This window comes from Amycolatopsis sp. NPDC049691, assembly GCF_040675005.1.
In the GTDB taxonomy this organism is placed as follows: domain Bacteria; phylum Actinomycetota; class Actinomycetes; order Mycobacteriales; family Pseudonocardiaceae; genus Amycolatopsis.
In genome coordinates, this window is record NZ_JBFANX010000013.1 from 1 (window position 1) to 19,303 (window position 19,303).

Annotated in this window: 14 protein-coding genes; 8 read left to right on the forward strand and 6 right to left on the reverse strand. The window is 72.2% G+C overall.

Annotation, left to right across the window (positions count from 1 at the left end):
* Positions 1-45: 45 nt before the first annotated feature.
* From AB0J40_RS27335 to AB0J40_RS27345, 3 genes are all read right to left on the reverse strand, one after another.
* Complete coding sequence (locus tag AB0J40_RS27335) at positions 46-1,176, reverse strand: S8 family serine peptidase (protein ID WP_364457823.1); 1,131 nt, start codon at positions 1,174-1,176, stop codon at positions 46-48.
* A gap of 14 nt (positions 1,177-1,190) precedes the next feature.
* On the reverse strand, positions 1,191-3,311 hold the full coding sequence (locus tag AB0J40_RS27340; RefSeq protein ID WP_364457825.1) for a hypothetical protein: 2,121 nt from the start codon (positions 3,309-3,311) through the stop codon (positions 1,191-1,193).
* Between the two features lie 98 nt (positions 3,312-3,409).
* Positions 3,410-4,150 (reverse strand): FadR/GntR family transcriptional regulator, encoded by a 741-nt coding sequence (locus AB0J40_RS27345; protein ID WP_364457827.1) that lies wholly within the window; start codon positions 4,148-4,150, stop codon positions 3,410-3,412.
* A gap of 142 nt (positions 4,151-4,292) precedes the next feature.
* Here AB0J40_RS27345 and AB0J40_RS27350 point away from each other — a divergent pair, with 142 nt between their 5' ends.
* The 8 genes from AB0J40_RS27350 (at position 4,293) to AB0J40_RS27385 (ending at position 16,350) form a co-directional block, all read left to right on the forward strand.
* Positions 4,293-5,891: an ABC transporter substrate-binding protein gene (locus tag AB0J40_RS27350; protein ID WP_364457829.1), complete on the forward strand. Its 1,599-nt coding sequence runs from the start codon at positions 4,293-4,295 to the stop codon at positions 5,889-5,891.
* A gap of 12 nt (positions 5,892-5,903) precedes the next feature.
* The gene (locus tag AB0J40_RS27355) at positions 5,904-6,863 is read left to right on the forward strand and encodes an ABC transporter permease (RefSeq protein ID WP_364457831.1); all 960 of its coding nucleotides are present in this window, start codon (positions 5,904-5,906) and stop codon (positions 6,861-6,863) included.
* A complete protein-coding gene (locus AB0J40_RS27360) occupies positions 6,860-8,764 on the forward strand; it encodes a dipeptide/oligopeptide/nickel ABC transporter permease/ATP-binding protein (RefSeq protein WP_364457833.1) in 1,905 nt (634 codons plus the stop codon). The genes AB0J40_RS27355 and AB0J40_RS27360 overlap by 4 nt, the downstream gene beginning before the upstream one ends.
* Positions 8,761-9,699 carry an ABC transporter ATP-binding protein gene (locus AB0J40_RS27365; RefSeq protein ID WP_364457834.1) on the forward strand — a complete coding sequence of 313 codons (939 nt, stop codon included), beginning with the start codon at positions 8,761-8,763 and terminating at the stop codon, positions 9,697-9,699. Before AB0J40_RS27360 ends, AB0J40_RS27365 begins: the two co-directional genes overlap by 4 nt.
* On the forward strand, positions 9,699-10,622 hold the full coding sequence (locus tag AB0J40_RS27370) for a dihydrodipicolinate synthase family protein (RefSeq protein ID WP_364457836.1): 924 nt from the start codon (positions 9,699-9,701) through the stop codon (positions 10,620-10,622). Before AB0J40_RS27365 ends, AB0J40_RS27370 begins: the two co-directional genes overlap by 1 nt.
* The gene (locus AB0J40_RS27375; protein WP_364457838.1) at positions 10,623-12,584 is read left to right on the forward strand and encodes a beta-galactosidase; all 1,962 of its coding nucleotides are present in this window, start codon (positions 10,623-10,625) and stop codon (positions 12,582-12,584) included.
* A 2-nt stretch (positions 12,585-12,586) separates the two neighbouring features.
* A complete protein-coding gene (locus AB0J40_RS27380; RefSeq protein ID WP_364457840.1) occupies positions 12,587-14,410 on the forward strand; it encodes a sialidase family protein in 1,824 nt (607 codons plus the stop codon).
* A 107-nt stretch (positions 14,411-14,517) separates the two neighbouring features.
* On the forward strand, positions 14,518-16,350 hold the full coding sequence (locus tag AB0J40_RS27385) for a cellulase family glycosylhydrolase (protein WP_364458503.1): 1,833 nt from the start codon (positions 14,518-14,520) through the stop codon (positions 16,348-16,350).
* Here the strand turns inward: AB0J40_RS27385 and AB0J40_RS27390 are convergent.
* The 3 genes from AB0J40_RS27390 to AB0J40_RS27400 form a co-directional block, all read right to left on the reverse strand.
* Positions 16,347-17,702: a protein kinase gene (locus AB0J40_RS27390; RefSeq protein ID WP_364457842.1), complete on the reverse strand. Its 1,356-nt coding sequence runs from the start codon at positions 17,700-17,702 to the stop codon at positions 16,347-16,349. The genes AB0J40_RS27385 and AB0J40_RS27390 overlap by 4 nt on opposite strands.
* Positions 17,703-17,793: 91 nt before the next feature.
* Positions 17,794-18,255, reverse strand: a complete 462-nt coding sequence (locus tag AB0J40_RS27395) for an HNH endonuclease (RefSeq protein WP_364457844.1) — start codon at positions 18,253-18,255, stop codon at positions 17,794-17,796.
* A 63-nt stretch (positions 18,256-18,318) separates the two neighbouring features.
* Positions 18,319-19,245: a ferulic acid esterase gene (locus AB0J40_RS27400; RefSeq protein ID WP_364457846.1), complete on the reverse strand. Its 927-nt coding sequence runs from the start codon at positions 19,243-19,245 to the stop codon at positions 18,319-18,321.
* Positions 19,246-19,303: the final 58 nt, after the last annotated feature.

Sequence of the window (19,303 nt, forward strand, 5' to 3'; positions counted from 1 at the left end):
GTGGGAAACAGTGTTCTAACCCTGTTTCCCACTCACGACCGCCGGTCAGAAGCCCGTCAGGCCGTTCGGGACGCCGACGCCGGTCGGGGCGTCATAGCCCGGGCCCGCGACGCAGAGGTAGTCGCCGCCGCACTTCTTGCCGCCGCCCGCCGGGTCGTTGTCGCCCGTCGTGACGTCGGTGAACCGGGCCGCCTTCGCGTACAGGTCCGCCGGCGCGGTCGCGTGGCCGGAGCGGGCGATGAGTCCCGCGACGAACGGCGCCGACGCGCTCGTGCCGTTCACCGGGAGCCAGCCGCCCGCGTCCGCGTAGTGGATCGCTATCCCGTCCGCCGCCGCGGCGACGTCCGCCACCGTGCGCTTGCCGCAGTGGGTGTCCTGCTGCCACGACGGCTTCGCGATGTATGCCGAGCACCCGCTTCCGCCGTACTGCCAGGCCGATTCCGCCCAGCCGCGGGCCGAGGACGGGTCCCGGGCCAGCGACGTCCCGCCGACCGCGATCGTCGTCGCCAGGACCGCCGGGTAGCTCGCCGCCGTGAAGCCCGCGTCACCCGAGGACGCCACCACCGCCACGCCCGGGTGCTGGTAGTGACTCGCGAACGCCAGCGGCGCACCGCCTTCGCGGGCGCCGTAGCTGTTCGACACCACCGTCGCGCCCAGGCGGACCGCCGTGTCCTCCGTCTCCGCTAAGTCGGCGAAGCCCGGCGAGTTCCCTTCGACGACCAGCAGCCGGCACGACGGGCAGGCCGCCGACACCATCGAGACGTCCAAAGTGGACTCCAGCGCCCAGCCGAAGGACGCCTCGGGCAGCGGTGCGGAAAGCCCCTGCTGGTTCACCTTGCGGAAGCAGCCGTTCGCCGTCGTGCACGGCGGCAGGCCGTACTGGGCCCGGTAGGCCGCGAGGTCGGCTTCCAGGTTCGGTGCGTCGTAGGCGATCGAGATGCCGACGACCGTTTCCGGGCCCGGCGAAGCCGGCAGCCCGTAGGCCGACGCGAGGTCGTCGGCACCCCAGCCGGCCGGACCGTCCGCCAAGGCGCGCACCGGTGGGTAGCTGGTGAGGCAACGCGCCATCCCGGGCCGCTCGGGACACGCCGCGCGCGGTGCCGGAGCGGCGGTCGCGGCCGGCGCGAACGCGACGACCAGGACGGCGCTCAGCACGCCGATCAGTGATCTGTGCACAGTGGACACTCCCGTCAGGACGCGTAGACGTGGTAGGCGGCGGTGATCGTCTCGGCCACGGTCGCCCCGGCCGCGTCGGAAGCCGTCACCCGCAGCGAGACGTCCGTGCCGTGGAAGGCGTCGGTGACCGCGGTGAAGTCCGCGTGGAAGACCCCGCCGCCGCGGGTGGTGACCGCCGCGTCGTGCCAGGTCGTGCCGTCGGCCGAATACTGCACGGTCGCTGCCGTGACCGGCGAAGCCGTGCTCTGCTGCAGGTGCCCGACCGTGAGGTCGAGGCTCTGCGGACCGGACACCGTGGAGCCGTCCGGCCGCAGCCCGCCGACGGCGTACCCGAGGGTCAGCATCGGCTCGACCGCGCACGACCGGTCGACGCCGCCCCGCAGGCGCAGGCAGACCAGCGCCGCCGGCAGCTCCGCGCCCTCGACGTGCTGGGACGGCCACGTCCATTCGGTGTGGGTCGCGGTGCTCTGGCGGTACATCGGACCGGTGCGCCCGGCGTCGAGCGTCAGCCCCAGTGTCGACGGCCCGGCCGCCACCGGCTGCTCCAATGTGAGTTCGGTGCTCCCGGACGGCGGGCTGCCCTCGGCGATCGTGGCGCCGTCCTGGGTCAGCGTGTAGTGCCCGGTGATGGTGTCGCGGGCCTCGCCGTAGAAGCCCAGCCCGGTGTGCCCCGGCTGGTTGTCGCTGAACGGCGTGATCGACAGCCGCAGCAGGTCCCCGGCCCTCGTCGCGGCGGGCGCCACCGGCGCGCTGCCGTCGGCCGGCGGCAGCAGCGCGACCTCGCCCGCCGGGTGCAGCGGGAACTTGTTCCACTCCTCGGTGACCGCCGAACCGCCCTGGTAGGCGTGGAACGGTTCGTACTGGCCGCCGGCCCAGCCGGGGAACGGCCCGGGCAGCACGTACTTCGAGAACCCGCCGAACCAGCGCAGGTCCGGCGCCGCCGAGACGTACTCGACCTGCCTGCGCGGCAGCTGGATCGGGTGCGAGACGCGGCCGCCGACGTCCTCGAAGGAGAACATCCCGCTGCGCTGCCGCAAGCCCAGTGACGAGTACTCGCTGAAGTACGTCGAGTCGACCGCGGCGACGTCTTTCGCCGTGATCACGTACCGCTGTCGCGGAATCGTGCCGGTGCTCGCCTTCTGCAGCACGTATTCGTACGGCGTGCCCGGCCCGGGCGGGGACACCAGCCTGCTGTACGGGTACGTCTGCAGCGCGCCCGTCCGCACCGGGACGGCCGTCGGCGACACCGCGATCGGCACGCCGGGCCCGGCGTCGAAGTCCACGAGCAGCGCCGGGCCGGTCTTGGCCGCCCGGCGGAACAGGAACCCGGTGTCGTCGAGCAGCGCCGGCCGCGGCGTCACCCACGTCAGCTTGCTCGAAGCGCGGGACGCGTCGACGCGGACGGTCTTGTCCGCCTTGACCGCGAACTCGGGCTGCGCGCTGAACCGCACCTCCGTCGGGTTGCCGTCGGCGTCGGCCGTCCAGAAGAGGCCGAGCGCGCTGTAGTTCCCCTCGGGTGCGCTGAACTTCGCCGTGCCGCCCGAGAAGTAGTTGACGCTCTCGTCCGGGTCGAGCAGGTTCCCGTCGTCGGTGTTGTAGAGGAACGCGACGCCGGTGTCGGCCGGCTCGCCGGCGATGTCGGTGGCGTCGACCGACACCGTCCGCATCACCGACCGCGGCCGGGCGGCCGGGCGCGCCCCGGGAAGCGCGAAGCGGGCGCCACCGGCGAAGAGCCCTTGCCCGCCGAAGTGCCCGCGCGCGTTGTCCTCTTTGAACTGCTTGGCCAGCGCGGGTCCGAACGTCGCCGGGTCGGCGGGCAGCGGCGCGCCGGCCAGCAGCGCGCCGACGTCGAACAGGCTCAGGTCGAGTCCGCGCCCGAGGTAGGGGAGCGCGGTGCCGGGGACCTCGTAGTCGCGGTCGCCGAGCCGCAGGTGCACCAGCGCTCGCGCCATTCCCTTTTCCACGACCGGCCGGACGTCGAACAGGGACCGGCCGTCGGCCGTGGTCCGGACGCCGACGTGCTCGCCGGTGATCAAGGTGGCGGACGTCGAGGGCACCGCGGCGCCGGCGGGCGGGGGAGTGAGTCCTCCGAGCCCGGCGAGCACGACCCCCAGGACGGACAAAGTTCTTCGCACTGGCACCTCCGTGTGGTGGTTGATCACCACTACGGACGGGCCGGCCGTTCCGGGCGTTGAGCCCGGGCCGCGATCTTCCCGGAATTACCTCGAACGGCTCAACGACGCACAGTCTCCGAGTGCGCGGCGGGAACCGGGCGCGCGACGCCGAAACCCCCGTACGGACCCGCTTTCGCGCGCTTGCGGACCTCGTCGAAGTGCCGGTGCACGGCCTCGGCGGCGGCGTCCGCGTCGCGCAGCAGGAGCGCGTCGACGATCGCCTGGTGCCGCTTCGCCGTGGCCGTCGGGGACGACGCGGGGCCGCCCAGCTCGCTTTCGGCGATCCGGTAGACGTCCCAGAACAGCCCGGTGAGCTCGCGGGCGAGGTCGAACCCGGCCTCGGCGCAGATGAGGTCGTGGAACTCGCGGTCGGCCTCCGCGGCGTCGGGGCCCTTGCGCTTCATCCGCGCGACGCAGGCCTGCAGCTGTTCGACCAGGTCGGGCCGGTGGTCGGTGGCAACGCGGCGGGTCAGCTCGGTCTCGAGCATCTCCCGCACCTCCAGGAGGTCGCGCAGCCGTCCGACGTCGGTGGCGCCGCGGGCGCGGGTGCGGAACAGCAGCCACGTCTGCAGCGACTCCGAACCGGCCGAGCCGACGAACGTGCCGTAGCCGTGGCGGATCTCGACGATGCCGAGGGCCTGCAGGGCCTTGATCGCCTCCCGGATGGAGTTGCGGCTGACGCCGATGTCCTCCATCAGGCTGAGCTCGGTCGGCATGGGCGCCCCCGGCGGGAGCTCCCGCTCGACGATCAGGTCGATGATGCGCTTGGTGATCTCTTCGCTGCGCTGCGGACGGGCCACTGCTGTCCTCCCCGGGTGCGTCATGAGGGGACATCCTACGTCATACGTCCAGAAGGGTTGACCGCCACGCGAAGCCATCCTAGGCTCACGCCGGTCATAGGACGTCCCATGTCCTACCGTTCGAGGCCAGCCGGAGACACCGATGTCCCAGAGCCCGTCGCTCAGCCGCCGCCAGTTGCTGCGCTACACCACCTTCGCCGGGGCGGCCTTGGCGTTCCCCACCGTCCTCGCCGCGTGCGGCGGGCCCGCGTCCACCAACAAGACCGGCAGCTCGGCGGGCTCGCTGACCGCCGTGATCGGCTACGGCAACAACCAGACGTGGGACCCGCTGCAGACGGCGTCCGCGTTCTCGATGGCCGCGATCCTGCACTGCTACGAGTCCCTCGTGGAGGGTGACCCGATCACCCGCGCCCCCTTCCCCGGCCTGGCCAAGGCGCTGCCCGCCGACACGAGCGGCACCAGCCTGAAGTTCGAGCTGCGCGACGGCGCCAAGTGGCACGACGGGCAGCCCGTCACCGCCGACGACGTCGTCTTCACCTACGCCCGCGCGCTCGACGAGAAGGAGAACGTGCTGATCCACAGCTTCTTCTCGCACTGGCTCCAGGAGGTCCGCAAGACCGGCGACCGCGCGGTCGAGTTCGTCCTCAAGTTCCCGTTCCCGTACGCGCTGCAGCGGATCCAGTGCTGCAAGATCGTGCCGAAGCACGTCTACGACGGCAAGTGGGACGACGCCAAGGGCGGCAAGGTCGTCGGCTCCGGCCCGTACCGGGTCGTCGAGCAGGCGCCGCTGTCGCACACCAGCTTCGAGAAGTTCGACGGCTACAACGGCCCGCGCCCGGCCGCCTACGACAAGATGCTGTGGAAGTCCATCGTGGACGCCGCCCCGCGGGTCGCCGCGATCTCCGGTGCCAAGCCGGACGCGCAGATCGCCGAGAACATCCCGGCCGCCAACGCCGACCAGCTCCGCAAGGCCGGCCGCACGGTCGAGTTCGCCGACGGCGGCAACAACCTCTTCCTGCTCTTCAACACCGCGCACGCGCCGTTCGACAAGAACCTCGTGCGCCAGGCGCTGCACTACGCCATCGACAAGCAGAAGATGATCGACATCGGGCTGAAGGGCGCCGGCTCGCCGGGGACGTCGTTCATCAACCCGAAGCTGCCGTCGTCGCAGCCCGCGTCGCAGGACTTCGGGTACAACCCCGAGAAGGCCAAGCAGCTGCTGCAGCAGGCCGGCGTGAGCAACCTCGAGGTCACGCTGTCCACTTCGAACACCTCGCTGGTCGCCGACTGCGTCAAGGTGATCAAGGAGGGCTGGGACGCGATCGGCGTCCGGACCACTTTGGACTCCCAGGACACCAAGGCGCTGTTCTCGAAGCTCGACGCGGGCGCCGACTTCCAGGTCGTCGCGACGACGAACAACCCCCTGCAGTTCGGCAACGACCCCGACCTGATGATCCGGTACTACTACGACGCGAAGTCCATCCTCACGAGCAAGTACGCCCGGTTCACCGGCGCCGAAGCGCAGTCGCTGCTCGCCCTGCGCGACCAGGCCGCGGCCGAGGCCGACGAAGCCAAGCGGACCGCGCTCACCAAGCAGCTGCTCGACCGGATCTCCGAGCAGGCCGTCATCTACCCGGTGGTGTTCACCCAGCTCGGCACGGCCTGGGACCCGAGGGCGATCACCGGCGTGCACGCCCAGGGCTACCCGGGCATCTACCTGAACCAGGCCAAGCCGGTCTAGGAGGAGAAACCCGTGGCCGTCGTCGCCCGGATGCTGCTCAGCCGCATCCTCGCCCTGATCCCGCTGCTGCTCGGCGTGATCCTCTTCGTGTTCATCGTGATGCGGTTCGCGCCGACCGACCCGGCGCTGGCCGCGTTCGACGGCGCGAACGCCACCGCCGAGCAGCTCCAGCAGTTCCGGCTCGAGAACGGGCTGCTGGACCCGCTGCCGCTGCAGTACGTCCACTTCGTCTGGCACCTGGTCCAGGGCGACTTCGGTACCAGCGTGATCACCAAGCAGCCGGTCGCCGAGACCATCGCGACCGCGTTGCCGCTGACCGTCCAGCTGACCCTGCTCGGCCTGCTCATCGCCCTGGTGACGGCGCTGGTGCTCGGCGTGACGTCGGCGCTGTTCCGCGACCGCTGGCCGGACAAGGTGATCCGCGTGGTCACCCTGGGCGGCGTCGCCGCGCCGGCGTTCTGGGTGGCGCTGCTGCTGGTCCAGTGGCTCGCGGTCGGGCAGGGCCTGTTCCCGACCAGCGGGTACGTCAGCCCGGCCGACTCCTTCGGCGGCTGGCTCAACTCGCTGACGCTGCCCGCGGTCTCGCTCGCGTTGCCGGTGGCCGCCCAGCTGACCCGGGTGATCCGGACGTCGATGGTCGAGGAGCTGGACAAGGACTACGTCCGCACCGCGCGCGGCGGCGGCCTGCCACCGGTGGTCGTGGTCGGGCGCAACGTGCTGCGCAACGCGCTCGTCACCCCGCTCACCGTGCTCGGCCTGCGGGTCGGCTACCTGCTGGGCGGCGCGGTCGTCATCGAGACGATGTTCGCGCTGCCCGGGATGGGGCAGAACATGATCCAGGCCGTCACCGACGGCGACACCGCGAAGGTGCAGGGCTTCGTCATCACGATCGCGATCGGGTTCGTCCTGGTCAACCTGATCGTCGACGTCCTCTACCTGATCGCGAACCCGCGCCTGCGGAGCCACGCGTGAAGCGGCTGCGCGGGGGCTGGCCCGCGCTCGCGATCCTCGGCGTGCTGCTCCTGGTCGCCGTGCTCGGCACGCTCGTGGCGACGCACAACCCGGACGCGCTCAGCACCGACACCGGCGGGCCCAGCGGGGCCCACTGGTTCGGCACGGACACCTCCGGCCGCGACATCTTCTCCCGGCTCGTCGCCGGCACGCGCTGGTCGCTCGCCATCGGCCTGGGGGCGGTGGCGCTCGCGCTCGTGTCGGGCGCGGTGATCGGGGCGTTCGCCGCGACGTCGCACCGCCGGGTGGACGCGGTGATCATGCGCGTCCTGGACGTCGTCATGGCGTTCCCCGGCATCGCGCTGGCCGCGGTGCTGGTCGCGGTGTTCGGCCACGGCATCCTCGTGCTGATCCTGGCCATCGGGTTCCTCAACACGCCGCCGGTGGCCCGGGTGATCCGGGCGAACGTCCTGGCCCAGTACGGCGAAGACTACGTCGCGGCCGAGCGCGTCATCGGGGCGAAGCGGTTCTTCGTGCTGACCCGGCACGTCGCGATCAACTGCGCCGCGCCGGTGCTCGTCTACTGCACGGTCACGGTGGCCGACGCGATCGTCTTCGAGGCGTCGCTGTCGTTCATCGGCGCGGGCATCCAGCCGCCGGACCCGTCGTGGGGCTCGGTGCTCGCCGACGGCAAGGACCTGGTGCTGACCGGCGGCTGGTGGGCCACGCTGTTCCCCGGCCTGCTGATCCTGATCACCGTGCTGGCGCTGAACATCCTGTCCGAGCGGATCTCCGACGCCTGGGCGGCGCCGTCGTCCCGCGCGGTCAAGGCGGCGGAAGTCGCGAAGGCCGTCGAAGCCCGCGACGACACCGACACCGCGCCCGTCCTGCCGATCGCCGGGCTGCGGGAGGCGGGGGAGCGGCTCGCCCGCACCGCGAGATCCCTCGACCACCGCGAGCCGGTCCTGGAGGTCGACCGGCTCCGGATCGCGTTCCCCGGCCGCCACGAAGGCGTCGACGTCGTCGACGGCGTGTCGTTCAGCGTCCGCGCCGGGGAGGTCCTGGGGCTCATCGGCGAGTCCGGCTGCGGCAAGACGCTCACGGCGTTGTCGATCCTCGGCCTCCAGCCCGCGGCCGCGCGGGTGTCGGGTCAGATCCGGTTCGCCCAGCGCGATCTGCTGGCCCTGCGCCCGGGCGAACGACGGCGGCACCTCGGCCACGACATCGCGATGATCTACCAGGACGCGCTCAGTTCGCTCAACCCGGCGATGACGATCCGCGCCCAGCTCAAGCAGTTCACCCGCCGAGGCGGCACGCGCACCCCGGCCGAGCTCCTGGAACTGGTCAACCTGGACCCGGACCGCACGCTGCGCGCGTACCCGCACGAGCTGTCCGGCGGCCAGCGCCAGCGCGTGCTGATCGCGATGGCGCTCTCGCGGGACCCGAAGCTGATCGTCGCCGACGAGCCCACCACCGCGCTCGACGTGACCGTGCAGGCGCAGATCATGGCGCTGCTGCTGCGGCTGCAGGAGGAACTCGGGTTCGCGCTCGTCCTCGTCTCGCACGACCTCGCGCTGGTGTCCGAGATCGCCGACCGGGTCGTCGTCATGTACGGCGGGCAGGTCGCGGAGCTGGGCGCGACCGCCGAGGTGGTCGGCTCGCCGCGGCACCACTACACGCGCGGCCTGCTCAGCGCAGTGCTGTCGCTGGAGGAGGACGAGGCTCGCCTCACGCAGATCAAGGGCGTCGTCCCGGCGCCCGCCGAATTCCCGGCCGGCTGCCGCTTCGCCGACCGCTGCCCGGCGGCCCGCGCCAAGTGCCACGAAGAAACGCCGGTCCGCTTCGGGGAGCCGGTGGACCACCTCGTCGCCTGCCACTTCCCGGCGGTCGACATCGCGCGCGAGAAGGAGGCGACGGCGTGAACCTCCTGGAGGTCGACGGCGTCCACGTCGTCCACAAGATCCGCGGCCGCGGCCTGTTCGGCCACCAGCACGTGTACGCCCTGACCGACGCGCACCTCGTGGTGAACCCCGGCGAGACGATCGGCGTCGTCGGCGAGTCCGGCTGCGGCAAGTCGACCCTGGCCAAGGTGATCGTCGGGCTGCAGCGGCCGACCGCGGGAGCCGTGCGCTTCCGCGGGGAACCGGACGTCTCGGGACGCGAGGTCGGCATGGTCTTCCAGGACCCGTCGACCGCGCTGAACCGGCGCCTGGCCGTCGCCAAGATCATCCGCGACCCCCTCGACGTGCACCGCGTCGGGACGCCTGCCGAGCGCGACGACCGCGTCCGGGAGCTGATGTCCCTGGTCGGGCTGCCGGCGAGCGTCGCCGACGCCGTGCCCGGTCAGCTGTCCGGCGGGCAGCGCCAGCGGGTCGCCATCGCCCGCGCGTTGGCACTGCGGCCCGCGTTGCTGGTCGCCGACGAACCGACGTCCGCCCTCGACGTCTCCGTCCGCGCCCAGATCCTCAACCTGCTGCTCGACCTGCGCGAACAGCTGGAGCTGGCGATGGTGTTCGTCTCCCACGACATCCAGACGGTGGCGAAGATGAGCGACCGGATCGTCACGATGTACCTGGGCCGGATCGTCGAGGAAGCGCCGGTGGGGGCGCAGGCCCGCCACCCGTACACGCGGGCGCTGTTCTCCGCGACGCCGAGCCTGTTGCACCCCGTCGAGCCGATCGTCCTGACCGGCCCGGTGCCCTCGGCGACGAACCCGCCGAGCGGCTGTCCGTTCCGCACCCGCTGCCCCAAGGCCACCGACGAGTGCGCGGCCGAGCTGCCGCCGCTCGCCGCGGCCGAGGGCGGCCACACCTACCGCTGCATCCACCCAGAGATCCCGACCGGAGTGAGCGCCTGATGCCGAAGTTCGCCGGAATCGTCCCGCCGCTGTGCACGCCGTTCCACGACGACTTCAGCGTGGACACCGACTCGCTGCGGCGCCACGTCGAGTTCCAGCTCGACGCCGGCGTGCACGGCGTCTTCGTCCTCGGCTCCTCCAGCGAGGTCGCCTTCCTGCCCGACGCCCAGCGCCGCGTCGTCGTCGAAACGACGGTCGACCAGGTCGCCGGCCGCGTCCCGGTGCTCGCCGGCTGTATCGACATGACGACCCTGCGGGTCGCCGAGCACATCAAGGCCGCCGAAGCCGCCGGGGCCGACGCCGTCGTCGTCACCGCGCCGTACTACACGCGCACGCACGTCGCCGAGATCGACCGGCACTTCCGCCTGCTGCGGGAACGCACCGCGCTGCCGATCGTCGCCTACGACATCCCGGTGGCGGTGCACACGAAGCTCGACGGGCCGATGGTGCTCGACCTGGCCGCCGACGGTGTCCTCGCCGGCCTCAAGGACTCCAGCGGCGACGAGGCGTCCTTCCGCGCCCTGCTGCTCGGCAAGCGCGACCGCGGCCTCGACTCCTTCGCGGTGTTCACCGGCTCCGAGCTGGTCGTGGACGCGGCGCTGGCGATGGGCGCCGACGGCGCGGTGCCGGGCCTCGGCAACGTCGACCCCGTCGGGTACGTGCTCGTCCACGACCACTTCAAGTCCGGCAACCTCGCCGCGGCCCGCCGCGAGCAGGAGCGGCTGCTGAAGCTGTTCTCGATCACGGCCGTGGCGCCGCCGAGCCGGATGGGCCGCGGCTCGGCCGGGCTCGGCGCCTTCAAGGCCGCGATGAAGATGCGCGGGTTCATCGACAACGCGGTCATGGCGCCGCCGCAGCTCCCGCTGGACGACGAGGAACTGCTGCGGATCAAGGAAAAGCTCGCCGAAGCCGGGCTGCTGTAGATGATCCACTACGGCGCCGACTACAACCCCGAGCACTGGGCCGAAGAGGTCCGCCGGGAAGACCTGAAGCTGATGGCCGAAGCCGGTGTCACGATGGTGACCGCGGGGATCTACTCGTGGGCCGGCGTCGAACCACGGCCGGGGGAGTACGACTTCGGCTGGTTCGACGACGTCCTGGACGGCCTGGCCGGCGCGGGCGTCAAGGTGTGCCTCGCGACGATGACCGCGTCACCGCCGCCGTGGCTGACGCACGCGCACCCCGAAATCCTGCCGGTGCGCGCCGACGGCGTCCGGCTCTCCCCGGGGGCCCGGCAGCAGTTCTGCCCGTCCAGCCCGGTCTACCTCGCGCACGCCGCCCGGCTGGTCACGGAGCTGGCGACCCGGTACGCCGGCCACCCGGCGCTGGCGATGTGGCACGTCGGCAACGAGTACGGCTGCCACGTCCGCGCCTGCTACTGCGACGAGTCCGCCTCGGACTTCCGGGTCTGGCTCGAGCAGCGGTACGGCACGATCGACGCGCTCAACGCGGCGTGGACGACGACCTTCTGGGCCCAGCGCTACGACGACTGGGCCGAGATCCTGCCGCCCCGGGTGGCGCCGACGTTCCCGAACCCCGCGCAGCAGCTGGACTTCCACCGGTTCTCCTCCGACGCCGCGCTCGGGTGTTTCCTGACCGAGCAGCGCGTGCTGCGCCGGCTCACCGCTGACGTCCCGATCACGACCAACTTCGTCGGCCTGGTCCAGAAGGCCCTCGACTGGCACACGTGGACGCCGCACGAGGACGTCGTCAGCCTCGACTCCTACCCCGACCCCGCCGACCCGCGGGCCCACGTCGAGGCCGCGTTCGCCTACGACCTGGTGCGGTCCACCAAGGACCAGCCGTGGCTGCTGCTCGAACAGGCGCCGAGCGCGGTGAACTGGCGGCCCCGCAACAGTCCCAAGCCGCCGGGGGCGATGCGGCTCGGCAGCTGGCAGGCCATCGCACAGGGCGCTGACGCCGTCCTGTTCTTCCAGTGGCGCCAGACCAGCGGCGGCGCCGAGAAGTTCCACTCGGCGATGGTGCCGCACGGCGGCCGCGACACGCGGACGTTCCGCGAGACCGCCGCTTTGGGGCAGGAACTGGCTCGCGTGCCGGAGCTGGCCGGGACGCGCGTGCGTGCCGACGTCGCCCTGCTGCACGACTGGCCGAGCTGGTGGGGCCTCGAACTCGACTCGCACCCCGCCCGGCTGGAGTACCTGGAGACGCAGCTGGCGCACTACGCGCCGCTGTTCGACGCCAACGTCACCTGCGACGTCGTCCACCCGTCGCGGGACCTCACACGGTACAAGCTGGTCGTCGTCCCGAACCTGTACCTGCTGGAGCCGTCGGCCGCGGACAACCTGCGCGCGTACGTCGCCGGCGGCGGGCACCTCGTGGTGTCGTACTTCTCCGGCATCGTCGACGGCTGCGACCGCGCGTACCTCGGCGGCCATCCCGCGCCGCTGCGGGACATCCTCGGCCTGCGGGTCGCCGAGTTCTGGCCCCTGAACGAGCCCGTCGACCTGAGTTTCGCCGACGGGACAACGGATTCCGGGTCGGTCTGGGCCGACTGGATCGAACCGGAGGGCGCCGAGGTCGTCGCGTCGTTCGCTTCGGGGGAGCTGGCCGGGCGCCCGGCGATCACGCGGCACGCCTTCGGGGACGGTGTCGCCTGGTACCTCGGCACCCGGCCCGAGTTGGCTCCGGTGCTCGGCCGCGTGTGTTCGGAAGCCGGTGTGACACCGGTGGTGGAGACTCCGCCCGGCGTTCAGGCCGTCGTCCGGCACGGCGGGGAAAGCGCTTACCTGATCCTGCTCAACCACGGCACCGAGGCGGTCACCGTCGACCTGCCGCGCGTCATGCCGGACCTGCTCGCCGACCCGTCGCGGCCGGTGCGCGAGGTGCGGCTCGCGCCGCGAGGTGTCGCCGTCCTGAAGGGATGAGAATGAGAACACCGGGGAGATGGGCCGCTTTGGTGGCCCTGGCCGGCTCGCTGCTCGCGGCGAGCCCGGCGCAGGCCGCGCCGCAGTTCGACCAGCAAGTCCTGTTCAAGGCCGCGCAGGATCCCGGGTACAGCTGTTTCCGGATCCCGGCGATCGTCGAGTCCACCCACGGCACCCTCCTGGCCTTCGCCGAAGGCCGCATCGACAACTGCGGCGACACCGGCGACATCGACCTCGTGCTCAAGCGCTCCACCGACGGCGGGAAGACGTGGTCGCCGCTGCAGGTGGTCAACCGCGGCGGCGAGGACACGCACGGCAACCCGGTGCCGATCGTGGACAGCCGCACCGGCCGGATCGTCTTGATCACGACGTACAACAAGGGCCGCACCGACGACAAGGCCTGCGACGTCCCCTGCCCGCGCACGCCGCACTCGCAGTACAGCGACGACGACGGGCTGACCTGGTCGGCCCCCGTCGACATCAGCGCGCAGGCGAAGCTGCCCAACTGGGACTCCTGGTACGCGTCCGGTCCGGTGCACGGCATCCAGCTGACCCGCGGCCGCCATGCCGGACGTCTGGTGTTCGGCGTCAACGCGGAGACCAGCGACGGCACGCACTCGATCGAGAACCACGCCGGGCTGGTCTACAGCGACGACGGCGGGCGCAGCTGGCACGTCGGCGCGGTGGACAGCTACCCGCACCCGGTCGGCGGAACATATACGCAGAAGCCGTCCGAAGTCACCGTCGTCGAGCTGCCCGACGGCTCGATCTACGCCGGCGGCCGCGAGCAGGGCGGTACCGACATCGGCAACCGCGACTACGCCGTCAGCCGTGACGGCGGTGAGACGTTCACCAGGTCCTTCACCGCCATCCCCGACCTGGTGACCCCGATGGTGCAGGGCTCGGTCCTGCGCGTCGGCAACCGGCTGCTGTTCTCGTCGCCGTCGGACACCGACCGGCGGCGCTGGATGATGATCCGCTCGTCGTACGACAACGGGCGGACGTGGGAGAACGCCGAGCAGGGCACGCGGATCACTTCCGATTGGTCCGGGTACTCGGACCTCGTCCGGATCGGCGGCTCGGAAATCGGGCTGATGTACGAAGGCGGCGCGGTCGACGCGCGGGACGAGATCCGGTTCGCGCGCTTCGACGAATCCTATTTGGGCCGGCGGAATTCCGCGGGACCGTCCACACCGGACGTTTCCGGGCACGCGGACGCCCGGGTGCTCGGCGGTGCTTCCGTCGCGGCGGGCCGGTTCGGCGGCGCGGTGACGCTCGACGGCGTCGACGACTACGTCCGCGTGCCCTACGACCCGGCGCAGCCCCCGGGCGACGGCGACCTCACCTGGACGGGCTGGTTCCGGTACGGCGCCACGAAGGGCAACCAGGTGCTGTTCTGGCTGGGCGGGATGGGCACCACCGCGCCGCAGCTGTGGTTGCGCGGTGAGCCGGCCAACCACCGGCTGATCGCGATGATGACGACGGCGGCCGGCAGCGCGTCGATCACGTCCGCGCAGGCGTACGACGACCAGGCCTGGCACCACGTGGCGCTCGAGCGGACCGGCGGGAAACTGCTGCTGTGGGTCGACGGCGTCCAGGTCGCTTCGGGGGCCGCGGCCGCGGGGTCGGTGAGCCAGACGGTGTCGTTCCAGCTGCAGCTCGGGCAGCGGCTGGACAACCAGTTCCGCTGGAACGGCGGCTTCGACGAGGTCCGCTTCTACCGCCGGGCGTTGCCGACGTCGGAACTCGACGCGATCCGCGTCGCGAACGCCCCGGTGCCGGCGGGCCAGGTCCTCCGCCTGCCCTTCGACCGCATCCACGGCTAGCCGCTCGTGAGTGGTTGGGGTGGTTGGAACCGCCCCAACCACTCACGACCTCCTTATGGCCCTTATCCGGCGGGCCGCGAGTTGGTTGACTTCCCCGCGTGAGGATCCTGGGTGCGCTGCTCACCGTCCTGCTCGCCACCGCCGGCCTGGCGGTTCCCGTGACCGTGGCCGCGGCCGACCCGCCGTCGTGGACCGGCCCGCTCAGCACCCGTGGCCGGTACATCGTCGACGCGCACGGCGACCGCTTCAAGCTGAAGGCCGCCAACTGGCACGGCGCGAGCGGCACGTGGACCGGCTCCGGCGACGTCGACGACCCGGCGAACCACCACGCCGGCGAGATCGCCTACCAGACGCCGCTCGGGCTGGACCGCGCGTCGATCGACACCGTCATCGACGGCCTCGCGCAGCTCGGCCTCACCGGCGTCCGCCTGCAGTTCTCCAACGCGATGCTCCACGACACCCGGCCCGTCCCGGACCTGGCCGCCAACCCGGACCTGCACGGCCTGACCCCGCTGCAGGTCTACGACCGCGTCGTCGACCGGCTGACCGCGCGCGGGTTCGCCGTCATCCTCAACAACCACACCACGACCTCGCGCTGGTGCTGCGGGCTCGACGGCAACGAGCGCTGGAACACCGCGCAGTCCGAGCAGCAGTGGCAGGACGACTGGCTGTTCATGGCGCGCCGCTACGCCGCGAACAAGCGCGTCGTCGGCGCCGACCTGTACAACGAGGTCCGCCGCAACACCTTCGACGACCCGAACTGGGGCTGGGGCAACGGCACCGACTGGCAACGCGCGAGCCAGCAGGTGGCCGACCGCATCCTGACCGAGGCGAACCGGGACCTGCTGATCTTCGTCGAGGGCATCAACTGGACCGGCCTGCCGATCGACGGCTTCCCGCACGGCAGGCCGACGCTGGAACCCGCCCGGACGCTGTCGCACACGCTCGTGGACTCGGGCAAGCTCGTCTATTCGGCGCACTTCTACGGCTACACCGGGCCGAACCACTCCGGCGCCACCGGCATCGGCGAGACCCACGACCCGCGCTACCGCGACCTCTCGCCCCAGGAACTGCGGGACACCCTGTACCGGCAGGCGTTCTTCGTCTCGGCCGACACCGGCAAGCACTACACCGCGCCGCTGTGGATCAGCGAGTTCGGCGAAGGCCGCAACACGACCGACCCGGCGTCGCGCGCGTTCTTCGAGAACTTCGTGAACTACCTGGCCGAGACCGACACCGACTTCGCCTACTGGCCCGCGGTCGGCTTCCAGGCCAACGGCTCCGGCGACGGCTGGGCCCTGCTCGAATACGACTCCGCGGGCCGGCGCATCGACGTCCTCGACGGCACGGACTGGCGCGGCCCGGCGTGGCGGCGGCTGATCTCCGCGCCGTCGCGGACCGGGCAGATCCCGGCCGCCGAGCGGTGGTCGATGCTGAACCTCGACCACGCCGACTTCCCGGAGTCGCGCCAGGTTCGCGCGCTGCCGGACTGGAACCCCGGCGCCCGCAAGGGCGTCTGCCCCGACGGTCAGCGGCTCGCGGGCCTGGCCCACACCGGCAACCGCGGCCTGTGCACCGGGACGCTCGCCGCGCCGGCCGGGTACGTGGTCGTGCGCGACGAGACCTACGTCGACACCGACTGGGCGTCCGGCTACACCAAGACGCAGTGCCCGCCCGACCACGCGGTCGTCGGGTACAGCGTGCAGGGCGCGGCCTTCTCCGCCGTGCTGTGCGGGCGGTCCGCGACGCCGCTGGGCCGCACGGGCCGGACGGTGTGGTTCGACCGCGGCGACAACCGGCCGGCCGGCGATCCCGGCGGCGACTTCGCGACCGGCAACTACAAGGGCCAGTGCGCGCCGGGGGAGTACGTCGCCGGCGTCGCCTACACCGGCCGGATCGGGTCGAGCCGGACGCCGGACGCGCTGCTCTGCCGGTCCTAGACGGTCCGGCAGGTCAGTTCCGGCCGGCTCAGGGCGTTTCCGGTGCCGGTCAGGGCGATGAAGCCGAACGTCGTCGAGCCGCCGGCGTCGAGCTTCGCGTTCCAGGCCGCGTTGTCGACCGTGACGGTGTCGCCCTCGACGGTGAAGGTGCCGTTCCACAGGCCGGTGATGTGGTGGCCGCCCGGCAGGGACCAGCGGACGCTCCAGCCGGAGAGGTCGTCCGTGCGGTCGTTGCGGACCGTCACCTCGACCTGGTAGCCGCCCGGCCAGGTGTTCGTCACCTGGTAATTGGCGGCGCAGCCCAGGTCCGGCGGAGCGCTGCTGCTGGTGGTGGTCGGCGGCGGCGGGGTCGCCGAGGGCGCCGGTGCGGCGACCGGGGTGGCGCCCGGGACGAGCGTGATCCCGATCAGCACGCCGGCGGCGAGCAGGACGGCTCCGGCGGCGCCCGCCAGCACGACCCGGCGGCGGGGGCGGTGGACGCGCAGCAGCCGCGTTTCGGTGCGGGGCCGCGGGCGCGGTGGCGGCAACGGACGGCCGTCGGTGACGGCTTCGAACAGCTCCTGGACCTCGGCCATCGACGGACGCTGCGTGGGGTCACGCTGCAGGAGCCGGCCGAGCACCTCGGCGAGGGGCCCGCGGTGCCGCGGCGGGATCGGCTCCTCGCGGGCGACCCGCAGCAGAAGGGCGATCGGGTTGTCGTCGTTGCCGAACGGGGGTTGGCCTTCGAGGGCGCGGTAGAGCGTCGCGCCGAGGGAGAAGACGTCGGCCGGGAAGCCCGCTTCCCCGCCGCCGGCGACTTCGGGGGACAGGTAGGCGGGGGTGCCCGCGATGAAGCCGCCGCCGGTCACGGTGCCTTCGCCGGTGGCGCGGGAGATGCCGAAGTCGGCGATCTTGGCGAGACCGCCGTCGGCGAGCAGGACGTTGGCGGGCGTGACATCCCGGTGCACGATGCCTTCGGCGTGCGCGGCGGCCAGCGCGGAGGAGACCTGCACGCCGATGCGCGCGACCTCGTCGGCGGGCAGGCGCTCGCGGTCGAGCAGGACGTCGGCGAGGCTGCGCGAGGGCAGGTACTCCATGACCAGGTACGGCTCGCCGGCTTCCTCGACGACGTCGTGCACGGTGACGGCGTGCGGGTGCCGCAGCCGCGCGGTCAGCCGGGCTTCGCGCAGCGCGCGCTGGGCGGCCTGCTCGCCGGCGGCCTCCCCGATGGCGGGGTCGTAGCCCAGCTGCTTGACGGCGACGACGCGGTCGAGCCGCTCGTCACGCGCCCGCCAGACGACGCCCATCGCGCCCTGGCCGACCCGGTCGGCAAGGCGGTACCGCCCGGCGATCAGCTGTCCTTCGTCGGTCACGACGACCTCCCGGCCTTCCCCGGAACACACGGATGCGGGGGACGATCGGTTCGAGCTTAACGACGGGCGGCCCGCCTCGCCGACGGGCGCCTCAAGCGGCGAGTGCGTGCAGCTGGTCCCACGTCGGGACGTACGGGGCGAACCGCAGCTTCATCCCCGCCTCGGCCGGCAGCTTGTCCGCCTTGCGGGCGTTGCAGCTGCGGGACGTCCCGCCGCACGCCGCCACCGTGTTGAGCCACGACGTCCGCGCGCCGCCGCGGCTCAGCGGGGTCACGTGGTCGATCGTCGTCGCGCGGCCGCCGCAGTACGCGCAGCGGTGGCCGTCACGGGTCAGCACCCCGCGGCGGGACCAGCGCGGCGGCTGCGTATATCGCCACTTCATCACTACGTACCGCAGCAACCGCACGATCTTCGGGCGCGGGAACAGCCCGTACGCGAGACCGTCCTCGGCCTCGTGGATCTCCGCGACGTGCCGCACCAGCATCCGGATGGCGTGCGGCACCGAAACCGTTTGCAGCGGCTCGTAACCGGCGTTCAGGACGAGCACCTTCACAACGCACCTCTTTCCTCTCGGCGGAAATCGTCGCCGAGGGGAAAGAGGTGCGTCAATCGTGTTTCAGCGCAGCGGATGCGCGCGGAAGAAGCGCCAGATGACCGGCGTGGCGTCGATGACCGTCGGGGTGGCCGAGTCGTTGTTCGGCTTCGTGCTCGGCCAGACGTGCCCGGCGCCCTCGACGCGGTAGTGCTCCAGCGCGCAGCCCAGCCACTTCTGGACCACGACGCCGTCGACCGGCGACCACGACACGGGCCCGGCGAAGCAACCGTCCCTTGTGGACCACGCCGCCAGCCAGTCCGGGATCGCCGGCAGGCCCTTGGCCGGGTTGCCGGTGTAGGGGATCGTCGTGTCGGCCGTCCCGTGGAAGTCGAGGATCGGCGCCGGACGGCTCGGGTCGCACGCGCCGCCCTGCGGGTAGAACGCGCCGGACACCGGGGCGAACGCCGCGATCCGGCCGGGCAGCCGGCAGGCCAGCACGCCGACGAACCCGCCGCCGTTGGACTTCCCGGCCGCGAAGATCCGCTTCTCGTCGACGCAGAGCGCGCGCTGCAGCGAGGTCAGCAGGTCGCTGGTGAACAGGACGTCGTCCGCGGCGGCCGAGTAGGGCGCGCCGGTCCACGCCGATTCGCCGTCGGTGCCGATCAGGCCCTGCGGGTACACCGAGATCGCGTCGAGCGCCGAGAAGCCCGACAGCTCCTCCTGGTACTGCGACGTGCGCTTGTGCCCGTGGAACGACAGCACCAGCGGGTACGCCCGGTGCGGGTCGTAGTGCGCCGGCAGGTGGACGGTGTAGGTGCGGTCGACCCCGCCGGAGACGACGTGCCGGGTGGTCGTGACGCCGGCCGGGACGGGCGCCGCGCGCCCGCAGCCGGTGGTGCGGACGGGGTGGTCCACGACGCCCGCCGCGGCGGCGGGAGCGGCGAAGGCGGTGGTCAGGGCAGCGGTCGCGGCGAACGCGGCGGCCCACCGGGGAAGGCGTCCGGGCACTCGATCCTCCTTGATCGGCAGCGGGGCGTGGCCAGCATCACCCCGGCGGCCGGGGGCG